The sequence below is a fragment of the Paenibacillus sp. FSL L8-0494 genome (assembly GCF_038003695.1).
Classification (GTDB): Bacteria; Bacillota; Bacilli; order Paenibacillales; family Paenibacillaceae; genus Paenibacillus_AQ; species Paenibacillus_AQ odorifer.
Window position 1 is genome coordinate 1,483,562 of sequence record NZ_JBBOPQ010000001.1, and the last position, 23,413, is coordinate 1,506,974.

19 protein-coding genes are annotated in these 23,413 nt (G+C 43.5%); 15 read left to right on the forward strand and 4 right to left on the reverse strand.

Annotated features, from left to right (window positions below; translation table 11 throughout):
- The first annotated feature begins 40 nt into the window (after nucleotides 1–40).
- Together rpmI and rplT are read left to right on the forward strand one after the other, a co-directional pair.
- Nucleotides 41–241: a 50S ribosomal protein L35 gene (gene rpmI, locus NYE35_RS06670; RefSeq protein WP_036679507.1), complete on the forward strand. Its 201-nt coding sequence runs from the start codon at nucleotides 41–43 to the stop codon at nucleotides 239–241.
- Nucleotides 242–272: 31 nt separating this feature from the next.
- Nucleotides 273–632: a 50S ribosomal protein L20 gene (gene rplT / locus NYE35_RS06675; RefSeq protein WP_036679505.1), complete on the forward strand. Its 360-nt coding sequence runs from the start codon at nucleotides 273–275 to the stop codon at nucleotides 630–632.
- A gap of 129 nt (nucleotides 633–761) precedes the next feature.
- Here the strand turns inward: rplT and NYE35_RS06680 are convergent, their stop codons facing one another.
- Nucleotides 762–1,304, reverse strand: coding sequence for an acyl-CoA thioesterase (locus NYE35_RS06680; protein WP_051491073.1), 543 nt, complete (start codon nucleotides 1,302–1,304; stop codon nucleotides 762–764).
- 309 nt (nucleotides 1,305–1,613) lie between these two features.
- On the opposite strand from NYE35_RS06680, the gene NYE35_RS06685 reads away from it, so the two are divergent.
- The 5 genes from NYE35_RS06685 to NYE35_RS06705 all read left to right on the forward strand — a co-directional run bounded on the left by NYE35_RS06685 (nucleotide 1,614) and on the right by NYE35_RS06705 (nucleotide 6,918).
- Nucleotides 1,614–2,663 (forward strand): BMP family lipoprotein, encoded by a 1,050-nt coding sequence (locus tag NYE35_RS06685; RefSeq protein WP_036679503.1) that lies wholly within the window; start codon nucleotides 1,614–1,616, stop codon nucleotides 2,661–2,663.
- 179 nt (nucleotides 2,664–2,842) lie between these two features.
- Nucleotides 2,843–4,381 carry an ABC transporter ATP-binding protein gene (locus NYE35_RS06690; RefSeq protein ID WP_036679500.1) on the forward strand — a complete coding sequence of 513 codons (1,539 nt, stop codon included), beginning with the start codon at nucleotides 2,843–2,845 and terminating at the stop codon, nucleotides 4,379–4,381.
- Entirely contained in the window at nucleotides 4,374–5,447 is a 1,074-nt protein-coding gene (locus tag NYE35_RS06695; RefSeq protein ID WP_076107269.1) for an ABC transporter permease, read from the forward strand. Before NYE35_RS06690 ends, NYE35_RS06695 begins: the two co-directional genes overlap by 8 nt.
- Nucleotides 5,448–6,404, forward strand: coding sequence for an ABC transporter permease (locus NYE35_RS06700; RefSeq protein ID WP_036679496.1), 957 nt, complete (start codon nucleotides 5,448–5,450; stop codon nucleotides 6,402–6,404).
- Nucleotides 6,405–6,588: 184 nt separating this feature from the next.
- Nucleotides 6,589–6,918: a hypothetical protein gene (locus NYE35_RS06705; protein WP_036679494.1), complete on the forward strand. Its 330-nt coding sequence runs from the start codon at nucleotides 6,589–6,591 to the stop codon at nucleotides 6,916–6,918.
- A 22-nt stretch (nucleotides 6,919–6,940) separates the two neighbouring features.
- Here NYE35_RS06705 and NYE35_RS06710 read toward each other — a convergent pair whose 3' ends face one another.
- Nucleotides 6,941–7,387 (reverse strand): GNAT family N-acetyltransferase, encoded by a 447-nt coding sequence (locus tag NYE35_RS06710; RefSeq protein WP_036679492.1) that lies wholly within the window; start codon nucleotides 7,385–7,387, stop codon nucleotides 6,941–6,943.
- A gap of 591 nt (nucleotides 7,388–7,978) precedes the next feature.
- Between NYE35_RS06710 and ilvB the strand changes: the two genes are divergently transcribed.
- From ilvB to NYE35_RS06735, 5 genes are all read left to right on the forward strand, one after another.
- Complete coding sequence (ilvB, locus tag NYE35_RS06715) at nucleotides 7,979–9,721, forward strand: biosynthetic-type acetolactate synthase large subunit (protein WP_036679490.1); 1,743 nt, start codon at nucleotides 7,979–7,981, stop codon at nucleotides 9,719–9,721.
- Nucleotides 9,718–10,206, forward strand: a complete 489-nt coding sequence (gene ilvN / locus NYE35_RS06720) for an acetolactate synthase small subunit (protein ID WP_170914191.1) — start codon at nucleotides 9,718–9,720, stop codon at nucleotides 10,204–10,206. The genes ilvB and ilvN overlap by 4 nt, the downstream gene beginning before the upstream one ends.
- 177 nt (nucleotides 10,207–10,383) lie before the next feature.
- The gene (gene ilvC, locus NYE35_RS06725; protein ID WP_036679485.1) at nucleotides 10,384–11,376 is read left to right on the forward strand and encodes a ketol-acid reductoisomerase; all 993 of its coding nucleotides are present in this window, start codon (nucleotides 10,384–10,386) and stop codon (nucleotides 11,374–11,376) included.
- A 102-nt stretch (nucleotides 11,377–11,478) separates the two neighbouring features.
- Entirely contained in the window at nucleotides 11,479–13,020 is a 1,542-nt protein-coding gene (locus NYE35_RS06730; protein WP_036679482.1) for a 2-isopropylmalate synthase, read from the forward strand.
- 287 nt (nucleotides 13,021–13,307) lie between these two features.
- On the forward strand, nucleotides 13,308–17,288 hold the full coding sequence (locus NYE35_RS06735; RefSeq protein WP_341120458.1) for a collagen binding domain-containing protein: 3,981 nt from the start codon (nucleotides 13,308–13,310) through the stop codon (nucleotides 17,286–17,288).
- Between the two features lie 67 nt (nucleotides 17,289–17,355).
- Here the strand turns inward: NYE35_RS06735 and NYE35_RS06740 are convergent, their stop codons facing one another.
- The gene (locus NYE35_RS06740) at nucleotides 17,356–18,501 is read right to left on the reverse strand and encodes a response regulator (protein ID WP_051491105.1); all 1,146 of its coding nucleotides are present in this window, start codon (nucleotides 18,499–18,501) and stop codon (nucleotides 17,356–17,358) included.
- 84 nt (nucleotides 18,502–18,585) lie between these two features.
- Nucleotides 18,586–21,690, reverse strand: coding sequence for a hybrid sensor histidine kinase/response regulator (locus NYE35_RS06745; protein ID WP_341120460.1), 3,105 nt, complete (start codon nucleotides 21,688–21,690; stop codon nucleotides 18,586–18,588).
- Nucleotides 21,691–21,808: 118 nt separating this feature from the next.
- Between NYE35_RS06745 and NYE35_RS06750 the strand changes: the two genes are divergently transcribed.
- From NYE35_RS06750 to NYE35_RS06760, 3 genes are all read left to right on the forward strand, one after another.
- Complete coding sequence (locus NYE35_RS06750; protein ID WP_051491104.1) at nucleotides 21,809–22,375, forward strand: RNA polymerase sigma factor; 567 nt, start codon at nucleotides 21,809–21,811, stop codon at nucleotides 22,373–22,375.
- Entirely contained in the window at nucleotides 22,372–22,824 is a 453-nt protein-coding gene (locus NYE35_RS06755; protein WP_038569222.1) for an anti-sigma factor family protein, read from the forward strand. The genes NYE35_RS06750 and NYE35_RS06755 overlap by 4 nt, the downstream gene beginning before the upstream one ends.
- Before the next feature lie 75 nt (nucleotides 22,825–22,899).
- Complete coding sequence (locus NYE35_RS06760) at nucleotides 22,900–23,397, forward strand: hypothetical protein (RefSeq protein ID WP_036680114.1); 498 nt, start codon at nucleotides 22,900–22,902, stop codon at nucleotides 23,395–23,397.
- Nucleotides 23,398–23,413: the final 16 nt, after the last annotated feature.

Consider the following 23,413-nt stretch of genomic DNA (forward strand, 5'->3'; position numbering starts at 1 on the left):
CTGCAATTTGGCGCCGCATAATATTCAAGGAGGAAACACCATGCCTAAGATGAAAACACACAGCAGCCTGAAAGGCCGCTTCAAAATTACCGGAACTGGTAAAGTAACACGTTACAAAGCTCACAAAAACCACTTGCTGTCCCACAAATCTAAACGCGCTAAGCGCGTTCTGAACGGAAATCCAGTAATGGCCCCTGGGGATGTAAGACGTTTGAAACAAGGATTAGCTAACTTGAAATAGTTTATTACACATTTTTGGGAGGTTTATTAATATGGCAAGAGTTAAGGGCGGATTTGTAGTTCGTCGTAAACATAAAAAAGTGTTGAAATTGGCAAAAGGTTATTTCGGTTCTAAACACCGTATTTTTAAAACAGCTAAAGAACAAGTAATGAAATCGATGGTTTACGCTTACCGCGACCGTCGTCAAACTAAACGTAACTTCCGCAGACTGTGGATCGTTCGTATTAATGCAGCAGCTCGTTTGAACGGTCTTTCTTACAGCAAGCTTGTATACGGCCTGAAATTGGCTGGTGTAGAAGTTAACCGTAAGATGCTGGCTGATCTGGCTGTGAATGATCTTAACGCATTCAACTCCTTGGCTGGTATTGCTAAAGAGAAAATCAACGCGTAAGTGTTGTAATATAACCGAAAAGCACCGCCTGCGGGTTGCCCATGCAGCGGTGCTTTTTTGTGCGGTAAGATAGGTAGGAAGCAGCATTGGGTTTCCCTACATAAAAGAAAAAGCTCTGCGGATGCAGAACTATTCCCAATACTTTATGGTATTTAATTGAGCAGCGAGCTTTTTGCTGATGTTGCGGCGTACTTTTCGCAGCTCGGAACGTTCATTAGCGGATTCATTGATCAGCTTCTCTTCGTCTGTCTCTGGGATAATAGCTGGAACCGGAGTAGGTGTGCCATCCTCTTCGACTGCGACAAAGGTTAGAAATGAAGTGGCAGCGACAGCGCGCTCTCCAGTATATAGATTTTCTGAAATGATCTTTACAAACACCTCTATGCTTGTCCGTCCAGTCCAGGAGACGAAGGATTCAAAACATACGGAGTCAGTAGGCCGAATGGGTCTCAAGAAGTCTACAGAGTCTGTAGAGGCTGTGACGACGTTAGTTCGACAATGGCGCATAGCTGAAATGGAGGCTACTTCATCGATGCCGCTCATAAGCTTGCCGCCGAATAATGTTTTGTGATTATTGACATCATTAGGGAAAACGCGTCCGGTTTTGAAGACACGGGATTCACGGCAATATTTGAAGGCCGGTGTTGTTTGTGGATTTATTTCTTCGGTCATGATCTGATAACTTCCTTTCAGTGCAATTACTAAGGAATCATAATAATAGAAAACACTTAAGTGTGCAATAATATTTGTAATGTGTTGGAATACTATACAGAGTAAAATCAGGGTTTCTGACATTAACCAGACATAACTATAACATGCTATGTCATGGAAAGCGGTTACTTGCTAAAAAGTGCAAATTATTATTGACCTGAGGTCATTTATGCACTGGATTTTAGATTTTATTGCAGTTATAATTTGAACTAATGGAATGTCCAAGCAGAACACAGAAGACATCCAATATTTTAAGGGGGATTACATTCAATGAAAAAAGGTTTAAAGCTATCTCTTGCAATGTTGCTGTCTCTTACAGTCGTTTTGACAGGCTGTGGAAACAACAATAACAACGCCGCTAAAGGTGAAACTAATGCAGGAACCAATGCAGGAACAAACGCACCTAAATCCGATTTCAAATTTGGTATGGTTACTGACATTGGTGGCGTAAACGATAAATCGTTTAACCAATCCGCATGGGAAGCATTGCAAGCTCTTGAAAAAGAAACAGGTAGTGGCGTTAAGTACTTGCAAAGTAAATCAAATGCTGACTATGAGCCAAACCTTAACTCCTTCGTTAAAGATGGATACAACTTGACTTGGGGTATTGGTTTTGATCTTGGCGACGCAATTAAAAAAGTAGCTACTGAGAACCCAAATGCTAACTTGGCTATCATTGATAGCGTAGTTGAAGCTCCTAACGTAGCTTCCGTTACTTTCTCCGAAAATGAAGGTTCTTTCTTGGTTGGGGTGGTTGCTGGTCTGACTACAAAAACTAACAAAGTTGCATTCATCGGTGGTCTGGAAAGCCCTGTAATCAAACGTTTTGAAGCTGGCTTTAAAGCTGGTGTAGCAGCAGTTAACCCTTCAGCTAAAGTAACACCTACTTATGCTGGTGGTTATGACAAACCAGACGTTGGTAAATCTCTTGCAGCTACATTGTATAACGACGGAAACGACATTATCTTCCCTGCTGCTGGACAAACAGGAAATGGCGTATTCAACGAAGCTAAAGCTCGTAACAAAGCAGGCGGTTCTAAAGTATGGGTTATTGGTGTAGATAAAGACCAATCCATCGAGTTTGGTACTGACGTTACTTTGACTTCCATGATCAAACGTGTAGACGAAGCTGTTCTTAAAGTTTCTAAAGAAGTAATTGACGGTACGTTCAAGGGTGGTACTACAACCGTTCTTGGTCTGAAAGATAATGGTGTAGGTATTTCTGATACTAAGGACAACGTTTCTGAAGAGATCCTGGCTAAAGTTGAAGAATACAAAAAACAAATCATTGATGGAACAATCACTGTTCCTTCCGAGTAATAGTTAGTCTCCATTTATTGCATTACAATAAGGATCAAAGAATAAGGCCGGTGTTGTGCTGGCCTTATTCCTTGTTAAAGCACTGGTTATGATATGAGGAACATAGATATACCGCCTTACAAAGGGCGGTACATCCGTGTCTATAAGGTAGTTATATATTCTGTGATGAGGGTGATTCCATGAGTGCTGCGGCTCCTGTCGTAGAGTTGAAGCAAATCACAAAACGCTTTCCCGGTATTGTTGCTAACGATTCCATTAGCTTGACGCTTAAAAAGGGTGAAATTCTTGCATTGCTTGGTGAGAATGGTGCAGGCAAGTCCACTTTAATGAATATTGTATTTGGATTGTATCAACCGGATGAAGGCAGTATTGAAATCGACGGGAAACCGGTTATTATTGATAACCCCAATAAAGCTATTGAGCTTGGTATTGGTATGGTTCATCAGCATTTCAAGCTTGTGGAGCCTTTTACGGTGACCGAGAATATTGTTCTTGGGATGGAGCCGAAAAAAGGTCTTAAAATTGACTATAAATCCGCTGCGGAACAGGTTCGGAAGCTATCGGAGCAATATGGCCTGCAAGTGAATCCAAATGCCGTTATTCATGACATTTCGGTAGGTATGCAGCAAAGGGTAGAGATTATGAAGACCCTGTACCGTGGAGCGGATATTCTCATATTTGATGAGCCGACCGCAGTACTTACGCCTCAAGAAATTACGGAACTCATGGCGATTATGAAGCGGCTTGTTGCAGAGGGAAAATCCATTATTTTGATCACGCATAAGCTTAAAGAAATCATGCAAATATCTGATCGGGTCACCATTATTAGACGTGGGAAAGTAATTGATACTGTGAATACCGCAGAGACTAACCCTAATGAGCTAGCTGAAAAAATGGTTGGGCGTGGCGTAACTTTCAAAGTGGACAAGAAAGCTCCTGAGGTTGGCCAATCTGTACTCAAACTGAAGGATGTCAGCAGTAAGAGTAAAGATGGGGTCTCCGTACTGGATGGTCTTAGCTTTGAAGTTAAAGCAGGGGAGATTCTCGGGATTGCTGGCGTAGATGGCAATGGACAAAGTGAGTTGATCCAGGCCATTACAGGTCTGCGCAAAATTGATTCGGGTTCGATAACCGTGTCTGGCAATGAAATTGCTAATTTATCACCGCGGAAGGTTTCAGAGATGAATGTCTCTCATATTCCTGAGGACCGCCACAAGCATGGGTTAGTGCTTGATTTCACCATGAGTGAGAATATGGTTTTGGAAACCTATTATAAGAGTCCTTACAACAAAAATGGCTTTTTGCAAAATGATGTCATTGATAAGTATGCAGCGAAGCTTATAGAGCAATTTGATGTACGTACACCTTCAATAGAGACCAAAGCACGTTCTTTATCCGGCGGAAATCAACAGAAAGCGATTATTGCGCGGGAAATAGATAAAAATCCGACATTGTTAATTGCCGCACAACCTACGCGCGGTTTAGATGTTGGGGCTATCGAATTTGTTCAGAAGCAACTTATAGCTCAGCGTGATCAAGGAAAGGCTGTTCTACTTATTTCCTTTGAATTGGACGAGATTATGAACGTTTCTGACAGAATCGCTGTTATCTATGAAGGGAAAATTGTCGGTGAAGTGTTCCCGCAAGATACGAATGATCAGGAACTGGGTCTTATGATGGCAGGCAGCTTGCAGCGGGGAGGTAAGGCAGTTGAATAAGTTCAAAAAAATCTTCACAACTGACAGCTACATCGTTCCTCTGGTTGCCATCGTGCTTGGTTTTCTTGTGGGAGCAATAGTTATGCTTCTGGGCGGTTATGATCCGATAACTGCTTACTCCGCACTGTTCAAACGGGTGTTTGGTAATTTGTATAACTTTGGTGAAGCTGTGCGCGAAATGACACCATTAATGCTTACAGGGCTAGCCGTAGCTTTCGCATTCCGTTCAGGGATGTTTAATATCGGGGCAGATGGCCAAGTAATGATTGGTATGACAGCGGCAACAGTGGTGGGTATTAAGATGGCAGGTCTGCCATCCTTCCTGCTTGTCCCGCTTGCTGTAATTATTGCGGGTGTATGCGGTGGTTTATGGGCAGGGATTGCCGGTTATTTGAAAGCAAAACGTGGGATTAACGAAGTTATTACCACAATCATGTTAAACTGGATCGCTCTTTACCTGTCGAATTATATCGTTAGAAACTTTTTGTTGCTTCCAGGACAAAATCGTTCCGAGGATATTCCGGCCTCACTTTCCATGACCTTTTTGAATTCGATATTTGATAATGCACGTCTACACTGGGGTACAGCTATTGCTCTTGCTGCAGCGGTATTCTTCTATGTGTACTTATGGAAGACCAAGCAGGGCTACGAAATGCGTGCAGTTGGTTACAATCCACATGCTGCCGAATATGCAGGGATGAATGTTGGACGTAACGTTATGAAGGCAATGTTCATAAGTGGTGTATTCGCCGGTCTGGCCGGAGCAGGAGAGGTGCTTGGTGTATTCCATTATCAAGCTATTTTCGCGGCATCGCCAGGATATGGATTTGATGGTATCGCCGTTGCTCTTCTTGGTTTAACACATCCACTTGGTGTTATTCTGGCTGCGATTCTCTACGGTACGCTGACTTATGGTTCTGCGGGTATGAGTTTTGCTGCAGATGTTCCACCGGAGCTTATTCGTATTGTTATTGGTTCAATCATATTCTTTATTGCGGCACAAGGGATTGTGCGCTGGGTGCTTAAGCCCTTTTACTTCAAGCGCAAGAAAGAGAAGGTGTTATAGATGGATCTGCAGACGTTAGGTCAACTGCTTAATACAACGCTTGTTTTTTCCACAGCGCTCATTTTTGCCTCACTTGGCGGCATCTTCTCTGAACGTTCCGGTGTCGTAAACATTGGACTTGAAGGTTTGATGATGTTTGGTGCCTTTGCGGCAGCAGTAGGCGGTTATTATGCTCAGGACGCTGGAATGGGCGAATGGGCTCCTTGGGTTGGTGTACTCTGTGCTATAGCTGTTGGTGTGCTAGGCTCACTAATTCATGCGGTTGCATCTATAACCTTTAAATCTGATCAGACGATTAGTGGTACGGTTATTAACTTTTTAGCTGCAGGCAGCACGCTCTACATGGTAAAGCTCCTGTTTGATGGATCTGCTGAAACTCCGATCATTGACGGATTCAGCAAGGTTGCAATTCCTGGGCTCTCCAAAATCCCAGTGATTGGTGAAGGGATTTTTAATTCCTATCCTACAACTTATTTGGCCATTATACTGGTCATCGTTATTTATTTGGTTCTGTTTAAGACGCCATTTGGATTGCGTTTGCGTGCTGTAGGTGAGCATCCAAGTGCTGCAGATACACTGGGTGTAAAAGTTAATCGGATGAGATATATCGGTGTAATGTTGAGTGGATTGATGGCGGGTATTGGTGGGGCTACAATCACTTTAACAACAACCGGAACCTTTGGACATAATACAATCTCTGGTCAAGGTTTTATCGCCATTGCAGCGATGATCTTTGGGAAATGGAATCCACTTGGTGCCTTTGGTGCAGCGGTATTCTTCGGATTCTCCCAAGCGATTCGCAACTATGTTCAATTGTATGAGTGGTCACAAAATATTCCTCAAGAGTTTATCTTTATGATCCCTTATGTATTGACTATCATCGTACTGGTAGGGGCTGTAGGCCGTTCCTCTGCTCCTAAGGCATTAGGACAGCCATACGATCCTGGTAAGCGATAGACATGTAACTATTCAAAGCCGTATTTCCGGTCTTTTCCCGGAAATACGGCTTTTTTATTAGGATCAGCAAGGATAAACATTGAGGTAGGAGGGCAAGTGTACAGGCGAAGGTCCTTTCCAACGAATAGACTGTTTTGTAGATGATGCGAATGAGAGGCGTACAAAACATTTAGGAGGGGATCATATGACTAAGCCAGTTACGAAGAAGCAAGTTATGAGACTCGTAGGTAAGCAGATCATTGCAGTAAAAAAAGACGGTACTCAGGTGACAGGTAAACTGCTGCGTGTATCCGGAAATCGTCTGATATTACAACGCGTAAGTGGTAAAAAAGTACAAACCAAAGCAATCATTCCTTTAGTGTTGTTTGATTTGCTTGCCATTGGTACAGCACCTTATGCTTTTGGTGGTGGCTATGGCGGTGGAGTGCCTTATGGTGGAGGTCCTGGCTATGGCAATCCTTATGGAGGCTATGGGTACGGAGGCACACCCTATCCACCTTTCGGATTCTTTTAAGTTCAGTTGAGTTTTGATTTAATTAGATGAACCTTTTTTCCAGTTCGTAACAGAAGCTTAGGGATTGATAACGGGCTACGCTGTAGCCCAATTTTTGATAAAAGGCAAGAGCTGCTGTATTTCCTAAATCGACGGATACCTTAGCCCGATGACATCCGCGTGATAGTGCAAATCGTTCTGCTCGATCCATGAGCATATTCCCCAAGTGTTTGCGCCGTGCTGCGGGTGCTATGGCTAACATATCGATATAAAGTAAATCACCATGCAGCAGGAAATGGACAAACCCCATTGGATCACTCTCATAGTCGGGACAGGCGACTAAGGTGATACCGTGTCCCAGACGACGGGGGATATCTTTTTTGATTTTGGCAATTTCAGTCTTTGGCAAATGAGATAATGGTACAAGCTGTCGCTCGATTAAATCAAGGATAATGACGTCATCCTGCTTGGGTCGACGATAACGGATCATAGAGCGCCCCCTTTCTACGCATTGTCGTACATCATATGTCGGGAGCGGGGTGGGGGTTCCCAGCACGTAGAAGTAGGAGTTGTGACAATATTAAAAATAAGGGTATTGACTTATCCATGTTAGGAATCATATAATGTGTCTAAACATTTTATCGAACATACATGTATCGGCAATGATGAGGACGAAGTTTTAAGGGCTCTTTTGCTCAGAGAGTGTGAGGATCTGCTGCAACCTCCACCGAAATCCCTTATATACGAGCTCACCTCGGAGCTGTTTTCCTGAAAGGTCCACTGGCTAGAGTGGTGGAATTATTAGGGGAAATCGTTTAGTCCGCGTTAGGGACTTCAGGTTACAGAGATTAGGGCCCTTGCCTACATCGATGGATTTTTGTATACCTGATAAGGCGTTGCATCGCGAGATGTAATGCAAACATGGGTGGTACCACGGAAGATCAACCTTTCGTCCCTCACGCGCTAATACTGTGCGTGGGAGGCGAAAGGTTTTTTTGTTTTATAAGGAACCATTTGCTGATGTATAAAGGACGGTCCGTCATTTGCATAATGAATGTTAAATATCGGAGGAGGAATACTGATGAGCGCGCAAATACCGGAATTACGGTCTACTGAGCAGTTAAAAGAAAAATGGATGGAGCCGGAGGTCATTTCCGGTTCCGAGATATTACTCCGCAGCCTTGTATTAGAAGGTGTAGACACTGTATTCGGATATCCGGGTGGAGCTGTATTGTACATCTATGATGCATTGTACGGTTTTACGGATTTCAATCACGTGTTAACACGTCATGAGCAAGGTGCTATTCATGCAGCTGACGGTTACGCTAGAGCAAGTGGCAAACCAGGGGTATGTATTGCTACCTCGGGTCCCGGAGCAACGAATCTTGTAACAGGTATTGCTACAGCATATATGGACTCCACTCCATTGGTTGTAATCACAGGTAACGTATTCTCCAGCCTGATCGGTACAGATGCTTTCCAGGAAGCAGACATTACCGGGATAACGATGCCAATCACTAAGCATAGCTACTTTGTAAGAGATGTTGAGGATCTCCCGCGTGTTATACATGAAGCTTTCCATGTGGCGAATACCGGTCGTAAAGGTCCAGTGTTGATCGATATTCCGAAAGACGTGTCAGCAGCGAAGACGTTGTTCACACCAGTGAAAACAGTGAATCTTCGGGGCTACAATCCTTGTACAGTTCCAAACAAACTGCAGCTTGACAAATTGGTTCGTGCGATTGCGGTTGCTGAACGTCCGATTATCATTGCAGGTGGTGGAGTTATTTACTCCGGAGCACATGAAGCTATGTTCGAATTCGTGAAACGGACAGAGATTCCAATTACTACAACCTTGCTGGGTCTCGGAGCTTTCCCTAGTGCAGAAGAACTTTGGATGGGAATGCCGGGTATGCATGGTACGTATACCGCGAATAATGCGATTCAACAGTGCGATTTGCTCATTAATATCGGTGCACGTTTTGATGATCGTGTTACTGGCAGACTGGACGGCTTCGCGCCAAAAGCCAAAATCGTGCATATCGATATAGACCCTGCAGAAATCGGGAAAAATGTATCGCCTGATATTCCGATTGTAGGCGATGTGAAAACTGTATTGGAAATGCTGAATCCTGAGGTTGGCCGCGCATCTAATGCTGATGCTTGGAGAACACAGATTGCTCAGTGGAAGCTAGATCAGCCGCTTCGGTATAAGGATTCAGAAACAGAGCTTAAACCACAATGGGTAATTGAAATGATCAATGACACCACTAAAGGTGAAGCGATTGTCACAACGGATGTTGGTCAGCATCAAATGTGGGCTGCACAATACTATAAGTTCAATCATCCGCGTTCATGGATTACTTCAGGTGGTCTTGGAACGATGGGCTTCGGATTCCCGTCAGCTATCGGTGCACAGATGGCACATCCTGAACGGTTGGTAGTATCGATTAATGGTGATGGCGGCATGCAAATGTGTTCCCAAGAGCTAGCAATATGTGCGATTAACAATATACCAGTCAAAATTGTAGTAATTAACAATCAGGTGCTTGGCATGGTTCGCCAATGGCAGAATCTTATCTATGATAAACGTTACAGCTTTACAGATCTCGCAGGCAGTCCGGACTTCGTTAAGCTGGCTGAGGCCTATGGCGTAAAAGGTCTACGGGCGACGAATAAGGAAGAAGCACGTGATGCATGGCAGAAGGCACTGGAAACACCGGGTCCAGTATTGGTAGAATTCGTTGTCCCAAAAGACGAGAATGTCTACCCGATGGTAACTCAAGGTTCAACCATCGATCATATGCTGATGGGGGATGAATAACAGTGACAAGACATACGATTTCTGTACTCGTAAATGACCAGCCGGGTGTGCTTCAACGGGTGTCGGGTTTGTTCGGTCGCCGCGGATTTAATATTGAGAGTATTACGGTTGGCCAGTCTGAAGAGGTTGGATTGTCCCGGATGGTTATCGTTACTCTTGGAGACCAGCATACGCTTGAACAAATCGAGAAGCAGCTCTACAAGTTAATTGATGTAATTAAAGTCGTTGATCTTGGATCTAAGCCAATGGTTGCTCGTGAGCTGGCTCTGATTAAAGTGAATGCTGATCCAAGTGAGCGTCCGGAAATTATGGGCGTTGTAGAAACCTTCCGGGCTTCAGTTGTTGATATTGGCAGCACTACATTGTTAGTACAGGTAGTTGGAGATACAGTGAAGATTGATGCGATGATCGAGCTTTTGAAACCTTATGGAATCAGAGAGCTGTCTCGCACGGGTATTACGGCTATGGTACGCGGTAACTCTTAAATATTTTATTTTGCGACTTTAACGGATTACTGCTTGATTGCATTAATCTGATATGATATGAATGAACTTCCCGCTAAAGAGCGGGAGCTTGAGGAGCAGCTAGATCTTCTATGAATCCAGTTCTCTTGAAGCACCCGCTCTTTATGATGGGTCTCAAATTAAAGGAGGATATTGACAATGGCAGTTACAACGTACTATGAACAGGATGCAGAACTTAGTGTATTAAAAGGAAAGACAATTGCGGTAATCGGGTACGGTAGCCAAGGACATGCCCAAGCACAAAACCTGCGTGACAGTGGTCTTCAAGTTGTCATCGGTCTTCGTGAAGGTAAATCTTTTGAAACTGCGAAAAATGACGGTTTTGAAGTATTGCCAGTTGCTGAAGCAGTATCCCGTGCAGATGTTGTGCAAATCCTAATGCCAGATGAAACACAGGCTTCGGTATATAAAAATGAAGTAGAACCAAACCTCAAAAAAGGCGCAGCTTTGATGTTCTCCCACGGATTTAACGTACACTTTGGACAAATCGTTGCTCCTAAAGATGCAGACGTGCTGCTTGTAGCACCAAAATCTCCAGGTCACATGGTTCGTCGTACTTATGTTGAAGGCTTTGGCGTTCCTGGCTTGATTGCTATCGAACAAGATGCAACTGGAAAAGCTAAAGAAATCGGTCTTGCTTATGCAAAAGGTATCGGCTGTACACGTGCAGGGGTTATCGAAACTTCTTTCCGTGAAGAAACCGAAACTGACTTGTTCGGTGAACAAGCTGTACTTTGCGGTGGTGTATCCGCACTGATCAAAGCTGGCTTCGAAACATTGACTGAAGCAGGATATGCTCCTGAAATGGCTTACTTCGAATGTCTGCACGAATTGAAGCTGATCGTTGACATGGTATACGAAGGCGGATTGTCCAGCATGCGCGATTCCATCAGTAACACTGCTGAGTACGGTGACTATGTAACTGGACCACGCATTGTAACTGAAGATACTAAAAAAGCTATGAAAGCTGTTCTGACAGATATTCAAGAAGGTAAATTCGCTCGTGACTTTATCCTTGAAAACCAATCCGGACGTGCTTTCCTTACCGCTACTCGCCGCAACGAAGCTGCTCACCCAGTAGAAGTTGTAGGTAGCCAATTGCGTGAAATGATGCACTGGATTAAGAAATAATCATAATCATACTTATGATTAAATAGTATTACCTTCAAATGCGGCCGTGACTTTGCGAGCCGCATTTGAGAGTTTCAGCACAATTTTTGGGAGGTGCTTAGCATGCGGAAAATTTATGTGTTCGATACGACACTGCGAGATGGAGAGCAGTCACCAGGTGTGAACCTCAACACGCGTGAGAAAGTGGAGATCGCTTACCAGTTAGAGAAGCTGGGAATTGATCGCATGGAAGCGGGTTTTCCTGCAGCTTCTCCAGGTGATCTAGCTTCTGTTAATGCGGTGGCAAGAGCTGTGAAGAACGTCACGGTAATCGGCCTTTCTCGTTCTAGAGAGACAGATATTGATGCTGTAAAAGAAGCACTACAGGGAGCGCAGGACCCTTGTATTCATATTTTTCTAGCTACATCTCCTATTCACCGCCAGCATAAGCTACGGATGGATAAGGCTCAGGTGTTGGAAACTGCACAGTCTGCTATCCGATACGCTAAAAAATATTTCCCTAAGCTCGAGTTTTCATTAGAAGACGCGGGCCGTACGGAGTATGATTTCATGGCTGAAATGGTCGGCATGGCTATCCGGGAAGGCGCTAATGTTGTTAATATCCCGGATACTGTAGGTTATTTGAATCCTTCGGAGTACGGAGCTATCTTTAAATATCTAAAAGAGAATGTGCCTGATATTGAACGCGTACAGCTTAGTGCCCATTGTCATAACGATCTTGGTATGGCTACAGCAAATACGCTGGCTGCGATTCAGAATGGTGCAGATCAGATCGAAGGAACGATCAACGGTATCGGTGAACGTGCCGGGAACACAGCGATTGAAGAAGTTGCGCTAGCGCTTGAGACACGGGCTGAATTTTTTGGCGCAAAAACATCGCTTACGTTATCCGAGATCTCTCGCACAAGCCGTCTGGTCAGCAAGCTGACAGGTATGGTGGTTCCAGGGAATAAAGCGATTGTAGGAGCTAACGCATTTGCTCATGAATCGGGTATTCACCAGGACGGGATGCTGAAAGAGAAAACTACCTACGAGATCATGACACCGGAGACTATTGGACTTAAAGAGAGCAAGCTGGTACTCGGCAAACACTCTGGACGTCACGCTTTCCGCGATAAGTTGAGTGATCTAGGGTATGATGTGTCCGAAGAAGAGCTGAACACCGCTTTTTCTAGATTTAAGGATTTGGCAGATAAGAAAAAAGAAGTATCAGATGAAGACATTTTGGCTTTGATTGAAGAGAAATTAATTGATACGCCAGAAGTCTTTAAGCTGCAAACGATGTTCGTTACTTATGGTAATGAAGCTGTTCCAACCGCCAAGGTTATTATTGCGGGTCCGGAAGACCAGCCGATTGTAGCTGAGGCAGAAGGTAATGGTTCAGTAGATGCCATTTACAATGCTATTGATAAAGCCACGAATGAGGAAGTTACCCTTGGAGATTATTCGATTAAATCGGTCTCCCGTGGTAAAGATGCGCAAGGTGAGGTTCATGTAGTACTGTCGCAGGGAGAAGTAGCTGCACAAGGTCGTGGACTTAGCACCGATATTCTGGAAGCAAGTGCCCGCGCTTATATTGATGCGCTTAACAAGCTTCTGGAGAAACGCAAGACTTACACCAAACGTGATCACGCTAGTCTATAAAATGTACAATGTTATTTTTACTTTCCATTAAGTAGCAAATAAGACAGGGATATGCGAGTTATTGCGCATATCCCTGTTTTTTTTTGCAATAAAAAGATCTCTAAGACTGTAATAGGACGCTGTTCAGATTATGTATAGATGGACTATTTACAATAGTTGTTAGGTTGCAAATTTATATCATGAGAAAGGGTCAAGGAGGTTAATGCGGGGGAGTAGAGTACGGGATTCAAAGGATAAAGCTTAGGAAAAGCACGATAAACGGAGTGACAAAGGAGGCATTTTTAATAATGTTATCAAAAAAGAAAATTAGCGCATTGCTCGTAGTATTCTTGCTTGTGACGCAATGGGCTTACAGCTTAGGCTTTGGAGTCAATTCGCAGGCATATGCGAGTGGCAACGGTACTGTAATTGGAGATGACCTCATTACTAGTGTTACGCTTGCTGTATACACCGATGATAAATACACAAATACGGTTACAGAAAGTGTATATGAACTTGATTCCTATTCGGAATTGAACTATACATGGTCACTTCCAGATGGGCATGGATATAAGGAGGGGTCCACCTATACCTTTGATCTTCCAACACAGTTTGAACTTTATAACGATCTGAATGGTGATCTTATTTTTGACGATGAACCTGTAGGGACTTATACCGTCGACAAAAATACTAACCGCGTTGTATTTACATTTAATGCTTATATCGAAACCCACGATAAGGTGGGAGGGACTTTCTCCGTAAGGTCACTTTTGAGCTCCAAGAAGATTACTGGCTCCACGAAGCAAACCCTGATTTTCCCGATACAAGGCGGTACTCAGACCATTGAGCTTAATTTTAAGCCGAAGGTTAGCTCTACTATAGAAAAAGACGGTTCGCCTAAGCCGCAGTATTATAACCCAACAAGCATCGCTTGGACGGTTGATGTGAATAAGGCACTGGAAAGCGTAAAAAATGCAGTTGTCACAGACACACTCCCTGCGGGATTATCACTGAATACGGTATCTATTGCTGTTTATGAGCTTGATGTGAAGGTCGATGGGACTGTGAGTCTTGGCAGTATAGTGGACAGCAGCAAGTATGATGTGACAGGATCCACTTTGGGAGAGTTAAAGCTGAAATTTGCGGATAACCCGCTTACTAAGGCCTACCGGATTGGCTTCTCTACGGATATTACGGGTACTGGTGTAGATGCGAAAACCTTTTTTAATGAGGCAGTCTTAACAGGAGATAACGGATTCTCTAAAAAGGCTAGCACTACAGTTACAGTAGGACGTGGCAAACCACTTTCAAAAGAGTCCACCAAATACGATGCAGCGAATCAGTTAATTTCCTGGGCTGTTAATTTCAATTACAATGAAAAAACAATTTTAGCGGCAAATGCTATTTTGAAGGATACATTCAATAACACCCAAGATCTTATTCTCAGCTCGGTTAAAGTTTATCCTGTAACGATCGACAGTAATGGCAACGGGGTTAAAAGCGCAGAAATCGCTTCAAGCGAATATACAATAACTCCAACGACTGCAACGGGATTAAACGGTTTTGATCTGAAGTTTAACAATGATATAAATTCTTCCTACCGTATTGAATATCAGACAAAGGCAAACGGCAGAGTATTTGTTGATGGTCAGATTATGAACAAGATTACTTATGATGGAAAAACAGAAACGGGTTACAGTGATATTAAGCAGCAAATTCTCCATAAAAATTATAGCAACGTTAATTATGCGACTAAGACCCTCGATTGGACTATCCAAATTAACGATGACAGCAAGACTATGGAAAATTTAGTGGTGACAGATACTTTTGGCAATGCCGGATTAAAGCTTGTCCCGGGTACATTAAAGGTTCAACCAACTAAAGGTGGAACTGCTACCGTCCATAGTGTTGTTTACAATGCGCATGATCCGGTTGCAGTAAACGATGGATTTGTGATTACTTTTAATGCGCCGATAAATGAGCCTTACACAATTACTTATACAACAAGCTTTAACTATGATTGGCTGGCTCCGGGCAAAACTCAATTCACTAATACAGGTGCACTCGATTGGAAAGAAACGGTTAATGGGGTGCAGGAGTCTAAGCACAAAGAAGCGACCGTAACCTTTAATCCAAGAGATGAGGTTAAAAACAATGGGAAGAAGAGTGGTTCCTACAATGCTGTAACTAAGGAAATCACTTGGAACATTGGGGCTAATTATAATCAGAAAACGTTAAGCCAAGCTCAACTGGTTGATACCATTTCAGCTGGCCAAGTTGTAAATATGGATTCTGTGAAAGTGAATAAATGGGAGTATGGAAAGGATGGAAATCCTTCTCCTCAAGCTAGTGTGAATTCTGCTGATTATAAAGTGGAGCTGGATGGCAGTGAGCTGAAGGTGACATTTAATAAAACGATTAATTATGCGTTCTACGTCACTTTCAAAACAACGTTCGCGGATCAAGCGATTGATTCAAATGAAATTAAAAATACAGCTACGTTATATGACGGTACGAAAGTAGAGTCCGCTAAACTGCAAGCTTCTGTTAATATCCCTCAGGGCGGGGAATATGTTAACAAAGAAGGTGCGCAGGATGGCAATAAAATTCATTGGACAATTTACATCAACCGTAACCAATCTTTTGTAAAAGAAGCGGTAATTACGGATATTCCAAGCGACAATCAAATCCTGCTGTCCAATACATTCCATGTCTACAAAACGAAAGTTGCGAGCAATGGGGATGTAACATCCACCAACCAAGAATTGGTGAGTGGTACAGATTATAAGCTGGAAATCACTACGGATAATGACGGAAAAGAAAGCTTTAAGCTTAGTTTCCTCAAGGATATTTCCGAAGCTTATATTTTAAAATATGATTCCCTGATCACAGCACAAAACAATGATAAAGTAACCAATCAGGTTAGTTTCGATGGTAAAAACATCAAGGTAGTTCCAGGTGTAAGTACCGAAGAAATTATCGTTAAGCTCTCTAGCGGCTCCGGTACAGGAAGCGGCGTAAGAGGACCGTTGACGATTACCAAAGTAGAAGACGGGAATACGAGTAAGGTGTTAAGTGGGGCCGTTTTTGATCTGTATCGCGTAGTTGATGCCGATAAGATCTGGATTAAGGAAGGCACTACGGATACCAACGGGATACTTGAATTTACTAAACTGACAGGTGGGAAATATGTATTAATTGAGAAAACAGCGCCTGCTGGTTATGTTCTTGATCAAACACCACATGAAGTGACTATTTCTTCGACGACAGGGATAAGCCTTGAGGTAAAAAACAAAGTTCCGACACCAACAGCAACGCCTATACCGACCGTAACGCCAGCACCAACGGTAACACCAACGCCAGCGCCAACAGCAACACCAACACCAACGTCGACGCCGACAGCAACGCCAACGTCGACGCCGACAGTAACACCAACGTCGACGCCAACAGTAACACCAACGTCGACGCCAACAGCAACACCAACGTCGACGCCGATAGTAACACCAACGTCGACGCCAACAGCAACACCAACGTCGACGCCAACAGCAACACCAACGTCGACGCCAACAGCAACACCAACGTCGACGCCAACAGCAACACCAACGTCGACGCCGACAGCAACACCAACGTCGACGCCGACAGCAACACCAACGTCGACGCCGACAGCAACACCAACGTCGACGCCAGAGGAACCGACAGGTCCTATCTGGACACCATCACCGACTCCGGAAGTAGTCGTTACTTCTACGCCAACAGCAACACCAGTTGTGGTGGCAACACCTTCACCAACACCGATGGTAACGCCAGTGTCGACAGCAACGCCAACGGTTACGCCCACAGCTACTCCAAGCCAGCCTGTGGCAACTAGTACGCCTGTTGTTCCGCAGGTAACTCCACCTGTGCAGAAAGAGATTACCAATGAAGATGTTCCTATTGAAGGTGAAATTCCACTTGGGGGAGTGCCAAGCCTGGGAGATGAGCCGGGACATGGTAAAGTAATTATTACTAAGGATGGCAAATGGGTCTACACACCTGATCCGGGCTATATTGGTAAAGATAAGTTCACCATTATTGTTACAGATGAGAATGGAAATGAAGAAGAAATCCTTATAGAGATTGATGTGGAGGAAGTACCAAAGGGTACAGTTACTAAGCCAGGAAATAACAGCAATAAACCGACTCAGCTTCCGAAAACGGGAGAAGACAGCGCATTTCCGATCTACTTGGTAGGTGGAAGTCTGGTACTACTAGGGTTTGTATTAACAAGACGATTCAAACGTAATAACTAGGAAGGTAATAATAAAGACACCCGGATAAAACCGGGTGTCTTTATTATGTCTTGATAGGGTATTTAGCTCATCGCACTCTATGGTTAAACTGTTCCCATTGCTCGTACCAGTGCTCAACGCTGGCTGGAAGGCCAAGGTTAAGTTCCTTTTGGAACAAATCCTTGAGCAGCTTGTACTGCTCTTCCACAGCGGAACGTTCTCCAATACTGTCGTAGACCTTCATTAATCCTAAATGCCCTTGTTCAAAATAAGGCTGCAGCTGCACTACTCGTTGATAGACAGTAACGGCTTCGGCAATTCTGTTGCTTTCTATATAAAATTGGGCAATGCCCATTGCATGGTGCAGCCAAATGGTACGAAGGCGTTGCCGCTCACTTTCGGCCCATAAATAATCATAATCGTCAAAGTAATCTCCAGAATAAAGCTCGAATAAAACTTGATGCTCCGCACAATTAACTTCACTAATGGTTTCCAGAGCCAGAATCCCCTGTTCCCACTTATCTACATCGATCAACATTGATCCGGTTTCAAGGGTATAGCCTTCCCCCCCGCTAAGGTTGCTGATATGCAGGTCGACTTCATTCTGCTTTAAGCATTGCCGGACTTGATAAATTGTTGTATAGAGATGGGTAGAAGCCTTTTTCAGATTAAAGTCAGGCCACAGCAGTTCAATCAGCATGTCTTTACTTACAAAGCGGTTGCGATTATGGAGCAAAAAAGCAAATAACTCTTGGGCCTTAGAGGTTCTCCAACGCAGATTATTCAGAGATTGTCCACCTCGTTCAAAACGAAGCGATTGAAGACAACGAATGGTTACCTCTTCTGTTGCAATGATGAGTTTTGGGGCAAGTGACAATCTTTCTTCTAACCGTTGGACGGCCTTCAGTAGTCGGTCATTTCGCACAGGCTTCAAAATATAATCGAGCGCATTGATCTCAAAGGCTTCCACAGCATAATGGTTATACGCGGTAACAAAGATAATATTTGCGTTTGGACAGGTCTCTTGGAGCATCTCGGCAGCTTGAAGACCATTAATTTCAGGCATTTCAATATCAATAAAAATAACGTCAGGATGATAAGACGGAGCCTCTTGAATGGCCTGCGAGGGGTCCGTATAGGAAGCGGCTATATGTATGGATGGTATTTTTTTTAACATAAACTCTAATTTCACAAGGGCAAGCCGTTCATCGTCAACTAATATTGCCTGAATCATTATTAATCACCACTCAGATATAGTATTTTAGCCAAAAATACGTCGAATCCTTACTTGATATTTGGGTTCACAATAGTTTGTCTGTTAATCAGAAAGTTTTCGAATCGGATTTTTTTTGTCAGAAGGAATAATAAAACTCACAGAAGTTCCTTTCCCTTCGGAGCTTTTAATCTGCAGCCCTTTTCCGTAGACCCGCAACAGCCGTTTATGTGTATTTAAAAATCCGATTCCTCGTACATCATTAGACGGATTGCTGAGCAACTGCTGGAGTTGTTCGTTTTTCATGCCTTGGCCATTGTCTGATATCGTGATTTCAATATCGCCAGCTTGTTCCTTGATGGTTATGGACACCGTTCCTCCTTGGGAGCGACTCAAAATACCGTGCCGGACAGCATTTTCAACCAGTGGCTGTATAGTCAGAGGCGGCAGCTGAAAATGCAAGCTTTCCTCATAATCCCAATGAATGGTCATCCTATCTTCAAAGCGCTCCTTCTCTATGTAGAGGTAGGCACGAACAAGCTCAAGCTCTCGTTCAATCGGTATCATAGGCTCAGCATTCAGGAAATTGAAGCTTAAACGCAAATAAGAGCTGAAGGCATCCACAAGGTGACTCATTCTATTAATATCAAAAGAGGCCAGCGCGGATATTGAATTTAATGTGTTAAATAAGAAATGCGGTTGTATTTGCGCTTGAAGATAGGCAGCTTCCACACGAAGCCGTTCGTTTACGGACTGTTTTAGATCTGTTAAGGAGCGTACACGGGCCTTCAGCTCTATTGCATTCATAGGCTTCATTACATAGTCATTTGCACCTGAAATGAATCCGGTATAAATATCTTCTGGTTGGTTTCGTGCCGTCAGAAGCAAAATGGGAAGCTCAGCAATGGTGTAACGTTCACGAATTCTATGCGCCAGTTCATACCCGGACATTTGTGGCATCATTACATCTGTAATAATTAAATCCCACTGAGCGGTATCCAGCAATAGTAAAGCATCGTTTCCGCTGGTCACCGTAACGATTTCATAGTCCTTGATGGAAAGTACGTTGGTAAGTATTTTTAGATTAACCGGATCATCATCTACAGCCAGAAGCTTGGGTCTCCTGCCATGGGCTGATGAAACGATACCCGGCGCGGTTAATTTGGATAAAGTGATCATAGATGGCGTGTCCGAGAATTCAGTCATAGAGGGCAGTTCTGAATTCAATACCCGGCTGGTTGAATCGTATAACGGCATTGTGAATGTGAAGGTAGTACCTTCTCCAAGTGTAGAGACTACACTTATTTTCCCGCCGTGAAGTTCAACTAACTGCTTGCTGGTGCTTAATCCAAGCCCGATGCCACCGCTAACTTCGTTCATGCTGGAGTCGCCCTGTTCATAGGGCTGGAAAGCTCTGAGCAACGTCTCCTCGTTCATGCCAAGACCAGTATCCGTAATATGAATCTGCGCCGATTTTTTATGAATATCTGCATGGATTCTTATCGTGCCTACAGTCGTATATTTAACAGCATTTTGAAGCAGATTGAACAAGATCTGAATGAGTCTTTTTTCATCAGCCACAATAGAAGGGAATGAATCTGGTATTTCTGAGATTAAGGTTAAAGATTTCCCTTCTGTTAAGAATTTGAACATATCAAGCACACCCACTGCGAAGGATTGAATCTTAAGTTCTCTGAGCTGCAATTGTATATTGCTTTCACGGAGCTGGGATTGATCCAGCAGATCGTCTACCAGAAGGGACATACGTCTTCCAACGGTAATGAGCAGTTTTAAATTCTCAGCATTTTGATGCGTTACAGTGTCACGCTCGCTGTCCAGAACAGTTTCGGCAATGTTAATGATACTGTACAGCGGATTTTTTAATTCATGTGAGGTGTTAGCCAAAAAAACATCCTTTTGCGTAACACTTCTCTGCAGGCTGTGCGCCAGTTTTTCTGTCTCCTTAGTATTCCAGTGATATCGCTTAAATCCAAAAGTCGCAAAGCACAAAAAGGCGATAATTAGATCAAAAGGATAATAGGTAACGTTGACCCAGTTATAATTCTTGAACATTCCCCAAAGTGTGCTGTTAACGATGGCAAGCATGGATAACAACAGGAAAATAGAGCCTTCGTAATTTTTAACAATAGATCTCAGAAAAAGAATTACGACACCTAATGCTAAAACTAATAAATTTATGCCGAAAATCAGTGTGTGAAATTCATAATAGTGAACAACGGGTCCAAATAATATGAACAGGATGTCTACTATGGACAGGATGGTTAGGATACGAATACTTTTTATTTTTAAATCCGCGAACAAAAGATGTTTGCTTGTCTGCAGGATAAAAATAAATACAGCAATATAAGAGATAAAAAATAGTTTGAAATTCCATTGATAGTTCAAGGGAAGTACGTGCAATAAAAGCCTGTCATCATCTATAAGTACAGTAGTTATAGCGGATATTACCAGCAGAAAAAAATAGATCAACATCTTTTGCCGCAGCCCAATTATATATAAAATAACAGCATATACAGCGTGCAGCAGCAGTACAACACATAATAGCAACTGTAGGCTAATAGATAGCAGTCTTTCCTGTGTTAAAGCTTTTTCGCTGCCAAATACAATCGTTTTAGAAATTCCCCCCGTTTGGGAGAAGGAATAGTTGGCTACATGGATCACAATTTCAATCTCATTTTTATCGGTTGTAAAGGATACTGAATAAGGCAGTATGTATGGGATATAGTGCTCTTTATTCTCAGCAGGAGTGCCAGAGCTGCCCAGCCGTTCACCATTGATATACACTTCTGAAGAAGAGCGAGCTCCGGAAATGAGAAGACTATAAGATTGCTTCTTATTATTATCTGTAAGCACACGTAGTCGATAGGAGCCGTAGCCATAAGCAGATTTATCACTATCGCTATCGCTAAGTGCATCTTTCCAGTTCCCCGGGACTTGTATATATTTTGTAGGAGCAGAAGTTAGAGATTGTTCGTTGAATGAAGGAAGCAGCATACCCGGGTAGAACTCCCACTGCCCATCTAAAATAAGAAGTTTGTCCGGATTCAAATTTTGATCCCGTAAATCCAACACCCCATTGATCAATGGTGGTTGTGTGGTGTGTGGAGAAATCATTACCCATAGGATACGAAATCCAGTGAGTATAATAAGAAACAATGCGATAATTAAGAAGAGTTTTCTTTTAGTCATAGTAGTTAAACATTATTCGACAACAAACTATATATTCCTCTCTTCGGCCTATTTCAAAAAATTCAAAAAAATTTATGCATAGGTTGCAGGGGGGAAGGATTGTCTGGCGTCTAACGTTATGAAGGTGAAGGAGGGGAGAAAGCTGGAAGAGGCAGAATGGATTGCTGCTGTGCTGAACGGTCAACATCAAGCCTTTGGGCATTTGGTGACACGTTACCAAGGCATGGTATACAGAGTATGCGTCAAAATCACAGGGGAAGCCGAATCGGCCAAAGATATGGCCCAGGAGGTTTTTATAAAAGCATATAAAGCGCTCCCCTCTTTCAGAGGACAGTCCTCCTTCTCGACATGGCTGTATCGGATTGCCTACCGCACCTGTCTGGACTGGAAACGGGCCAACGATAGGGAGTGGAAGTACCGAAGTGCAGCTGATTACACAGAAAATGATTGGGTAACGTCTCAAACTCCGGAGCATGAGGTACTTGAGCAGGAAACATCAGCTGAATTAGGAGAGAATGTGAACAGTCTGGCGGAACCGTACCGGTCGGTCGTCCAGCTGTACTATTTTCAGCGGAATTCCTACCAAGAGATTGCAGAGCAAAAGGGAGTTTCCGTGAAAACAATCGAATCGCAGCTTTATCGAGCCAGACAGATGATGCGTAAACAAAGGGAGGAATGGCGATGAATTGTGCAATAGTGAAGGAATGGATGCCACATTATATAGACGGCCTACTGTCTCCAGAGATGGAGCTGAGTATCCGATTGCACATAGAGTCATGTCCTGATTGCGCAGAGTGGCTGGAGGAAGCCAAAGCAATGTCGGAGCTGTGGTCGGAAATGGATGCTGACAGAGAACAGCTGCAGGCGCAGATGGACTTCCCGGATCTCGCAGCAGATGTTATGACACATATTGAGCAGCTCGAAACAGGGCGCAGATCACGAGCGACTAAGGCGACAAATGTAAGACGTCGTTCTGCCCCAAAAACCTCATGGATTCATTATGGAGTGGCTGCTTGCCTCAGTTTGTTATTGTTGCAGTTTGGGGTATTTGAGAATTTGGCCTATGGCATTACCGAAATAAACGGCCATATGTCGAATTCAGTAACCCAGTGGTTTGGTGGCTTTGGGAGATAGAAATAAAATAATTGATCATTAATAGATGTTTAAATTGGCTAAAGTTTTGCTACCCAAATTTTAGGAGGATGTATTATGATTAAGAAGAGACGTTGGCTCACTTTTATGCTGGCTATGGTACCTGGAGTAGGTCATTTGTACTTAGGCTTTAAAAAGCAGGGTTTACAGTTTATGATCGGGGCGTCCTTATGTATAATGTTTATTCCGTCCGAGCCCTTGATCTTCCCGTTTGCCCTGGCGGCGCTGTGGTTTTATCAATTGTTTGATGCCCTGCAGAAGGCGGCTTGGATGAAAATAACTGCTGCTGAACACGAACGAATGATGTTTCATCCAGACAGCTTCGGAGCCCCTTGGACCATGGGGATGTCCTCTATGCCTGGATATCCGCATGAAGAGATCAATCCAGCTTGGGTGGGAATCGGCTGTGTTGTTGCTGGATTCCTCATGTTGGTAATCACAGCTTTCCCTACCCTTTGGGATATGCTGACTGAGATCAACATCGGCACGATCTTATTATCAGTGGGTCTGATTGCGTACGGACTGAAGATGTTAAGGAACAATACGAGAGCATAAGAAACGGGGATTTAAC

Coding starts and splice junctions, on each gene's coding strand:
- rpmI (WP_036679507.1), top strand. CDS start 41: ATGCCTAAGATGAAAACACACAGCAGCCTGAAAGGCCGCTTCAAAATT.
- rplT (WP_036679505.1), top strand. CDS start 273: ATGGCAAGAGTTAAGGGCGGATTTGTAGTTCGTCGTAAACATAAAAAA.
- NYE35_RS06680 (WP_051491073.1), bottom strand. CDS start 1,304: ATGACCGAAGAAATAAATCCACAAACAACACCGGCCTTCAAATATTGC.
- NYE35_RS06685 (WP_036679503.1), top strand. CDS start 1,614: ATGAAAAAAGGTTTAAAGCTATCTCTTGCAATGTTGCTGTCTCTTACA.
- NYE35_RS06690 (WP_036679500.1), top strand. CDS start 2,843: ATGAGTGCTGCGGCTCCTGTCGTAGAGTTGAAGCAAATCACAAAACGC.
- NYE35_RS06700 (WP_036679496.1), top strand. CDS start 5,448: ATGGATCTGCAGACGTTAGGTCAACTGCTTAATACAACGCTTGTTTTT.
- NYE35_RS06705 (WP_036679494.1), top strand. CDS start 6,589: ATGACTAAGCCAGTTACGAAGAAGCAAGTTATGAGACTCGTAGGTAAG.
- NYE35_RS06710 (WP_036679492.1), bottom strand. CDS start 7,387: ATGATCCGTTATCGTCGACCCAAGCAGGATGACGTCATTATCCTTGAT.
- ilvB (WP_036679490.1), top strand. CDS start 7,979: ATGAGCGCGCAAATACCGGAATTACGGTCTACTGAGCAGTTAAAAGAA.
- ilvC (WP_036679485.1), top strand. CDS start 10,384: ATGGCAGTTACAACGTACTATGAACAGGATGCAGAACTTAGTGTATTA.
- NYE35_RS06730 (WP_036679482.1), top strand. CDS start 11,479: ATGCGGAAAATTTATGTGTTCGATACGACACTGCGAGATGGAGAGCAG.
- NYE35_RS06735 (WP_341120458.1), top strand. CDS start 13,308: ATGTTATCAAAAAAGAAAATTAGCGCATTGCTCGTAGTATTCTTGCTT.
- NYE35_RS06740 (WP_051491105.1), bottom strand. CDS start 18,501: ATGATTCAGGCAATATTAGTTGACGATGAACGGCTTGCCCTTGTGAAA.
- NYE35_RS06745 (WP_341120460.1), bottom strand. CDS start 21,690: ATGACTAAAAGAAAACTCTTCTTAATTATCGCATTGTTTCTTATTATA.
- NYE35_RS06750 (WP_051491104.1), top strand. CDS start 21,809: ATGAAGGTGAAGGAGGGGAGAAAGCTGGAAGAGGCAGAATGGATTGCT.
- NYE35_RS06755 (WP_038569222.1), top strand. CDS start 22,372: ATGAATTGTGCAATAGTGAAGGAATGGATGCCACATTATATAGACGGC.
- NYE35_RS06760 (WP_036680114.1), top strand. CDS start 22,900: ATGATTAAGAAGAGACGTTGGCTCACTTTTATGCTGGCTATGGTACCT.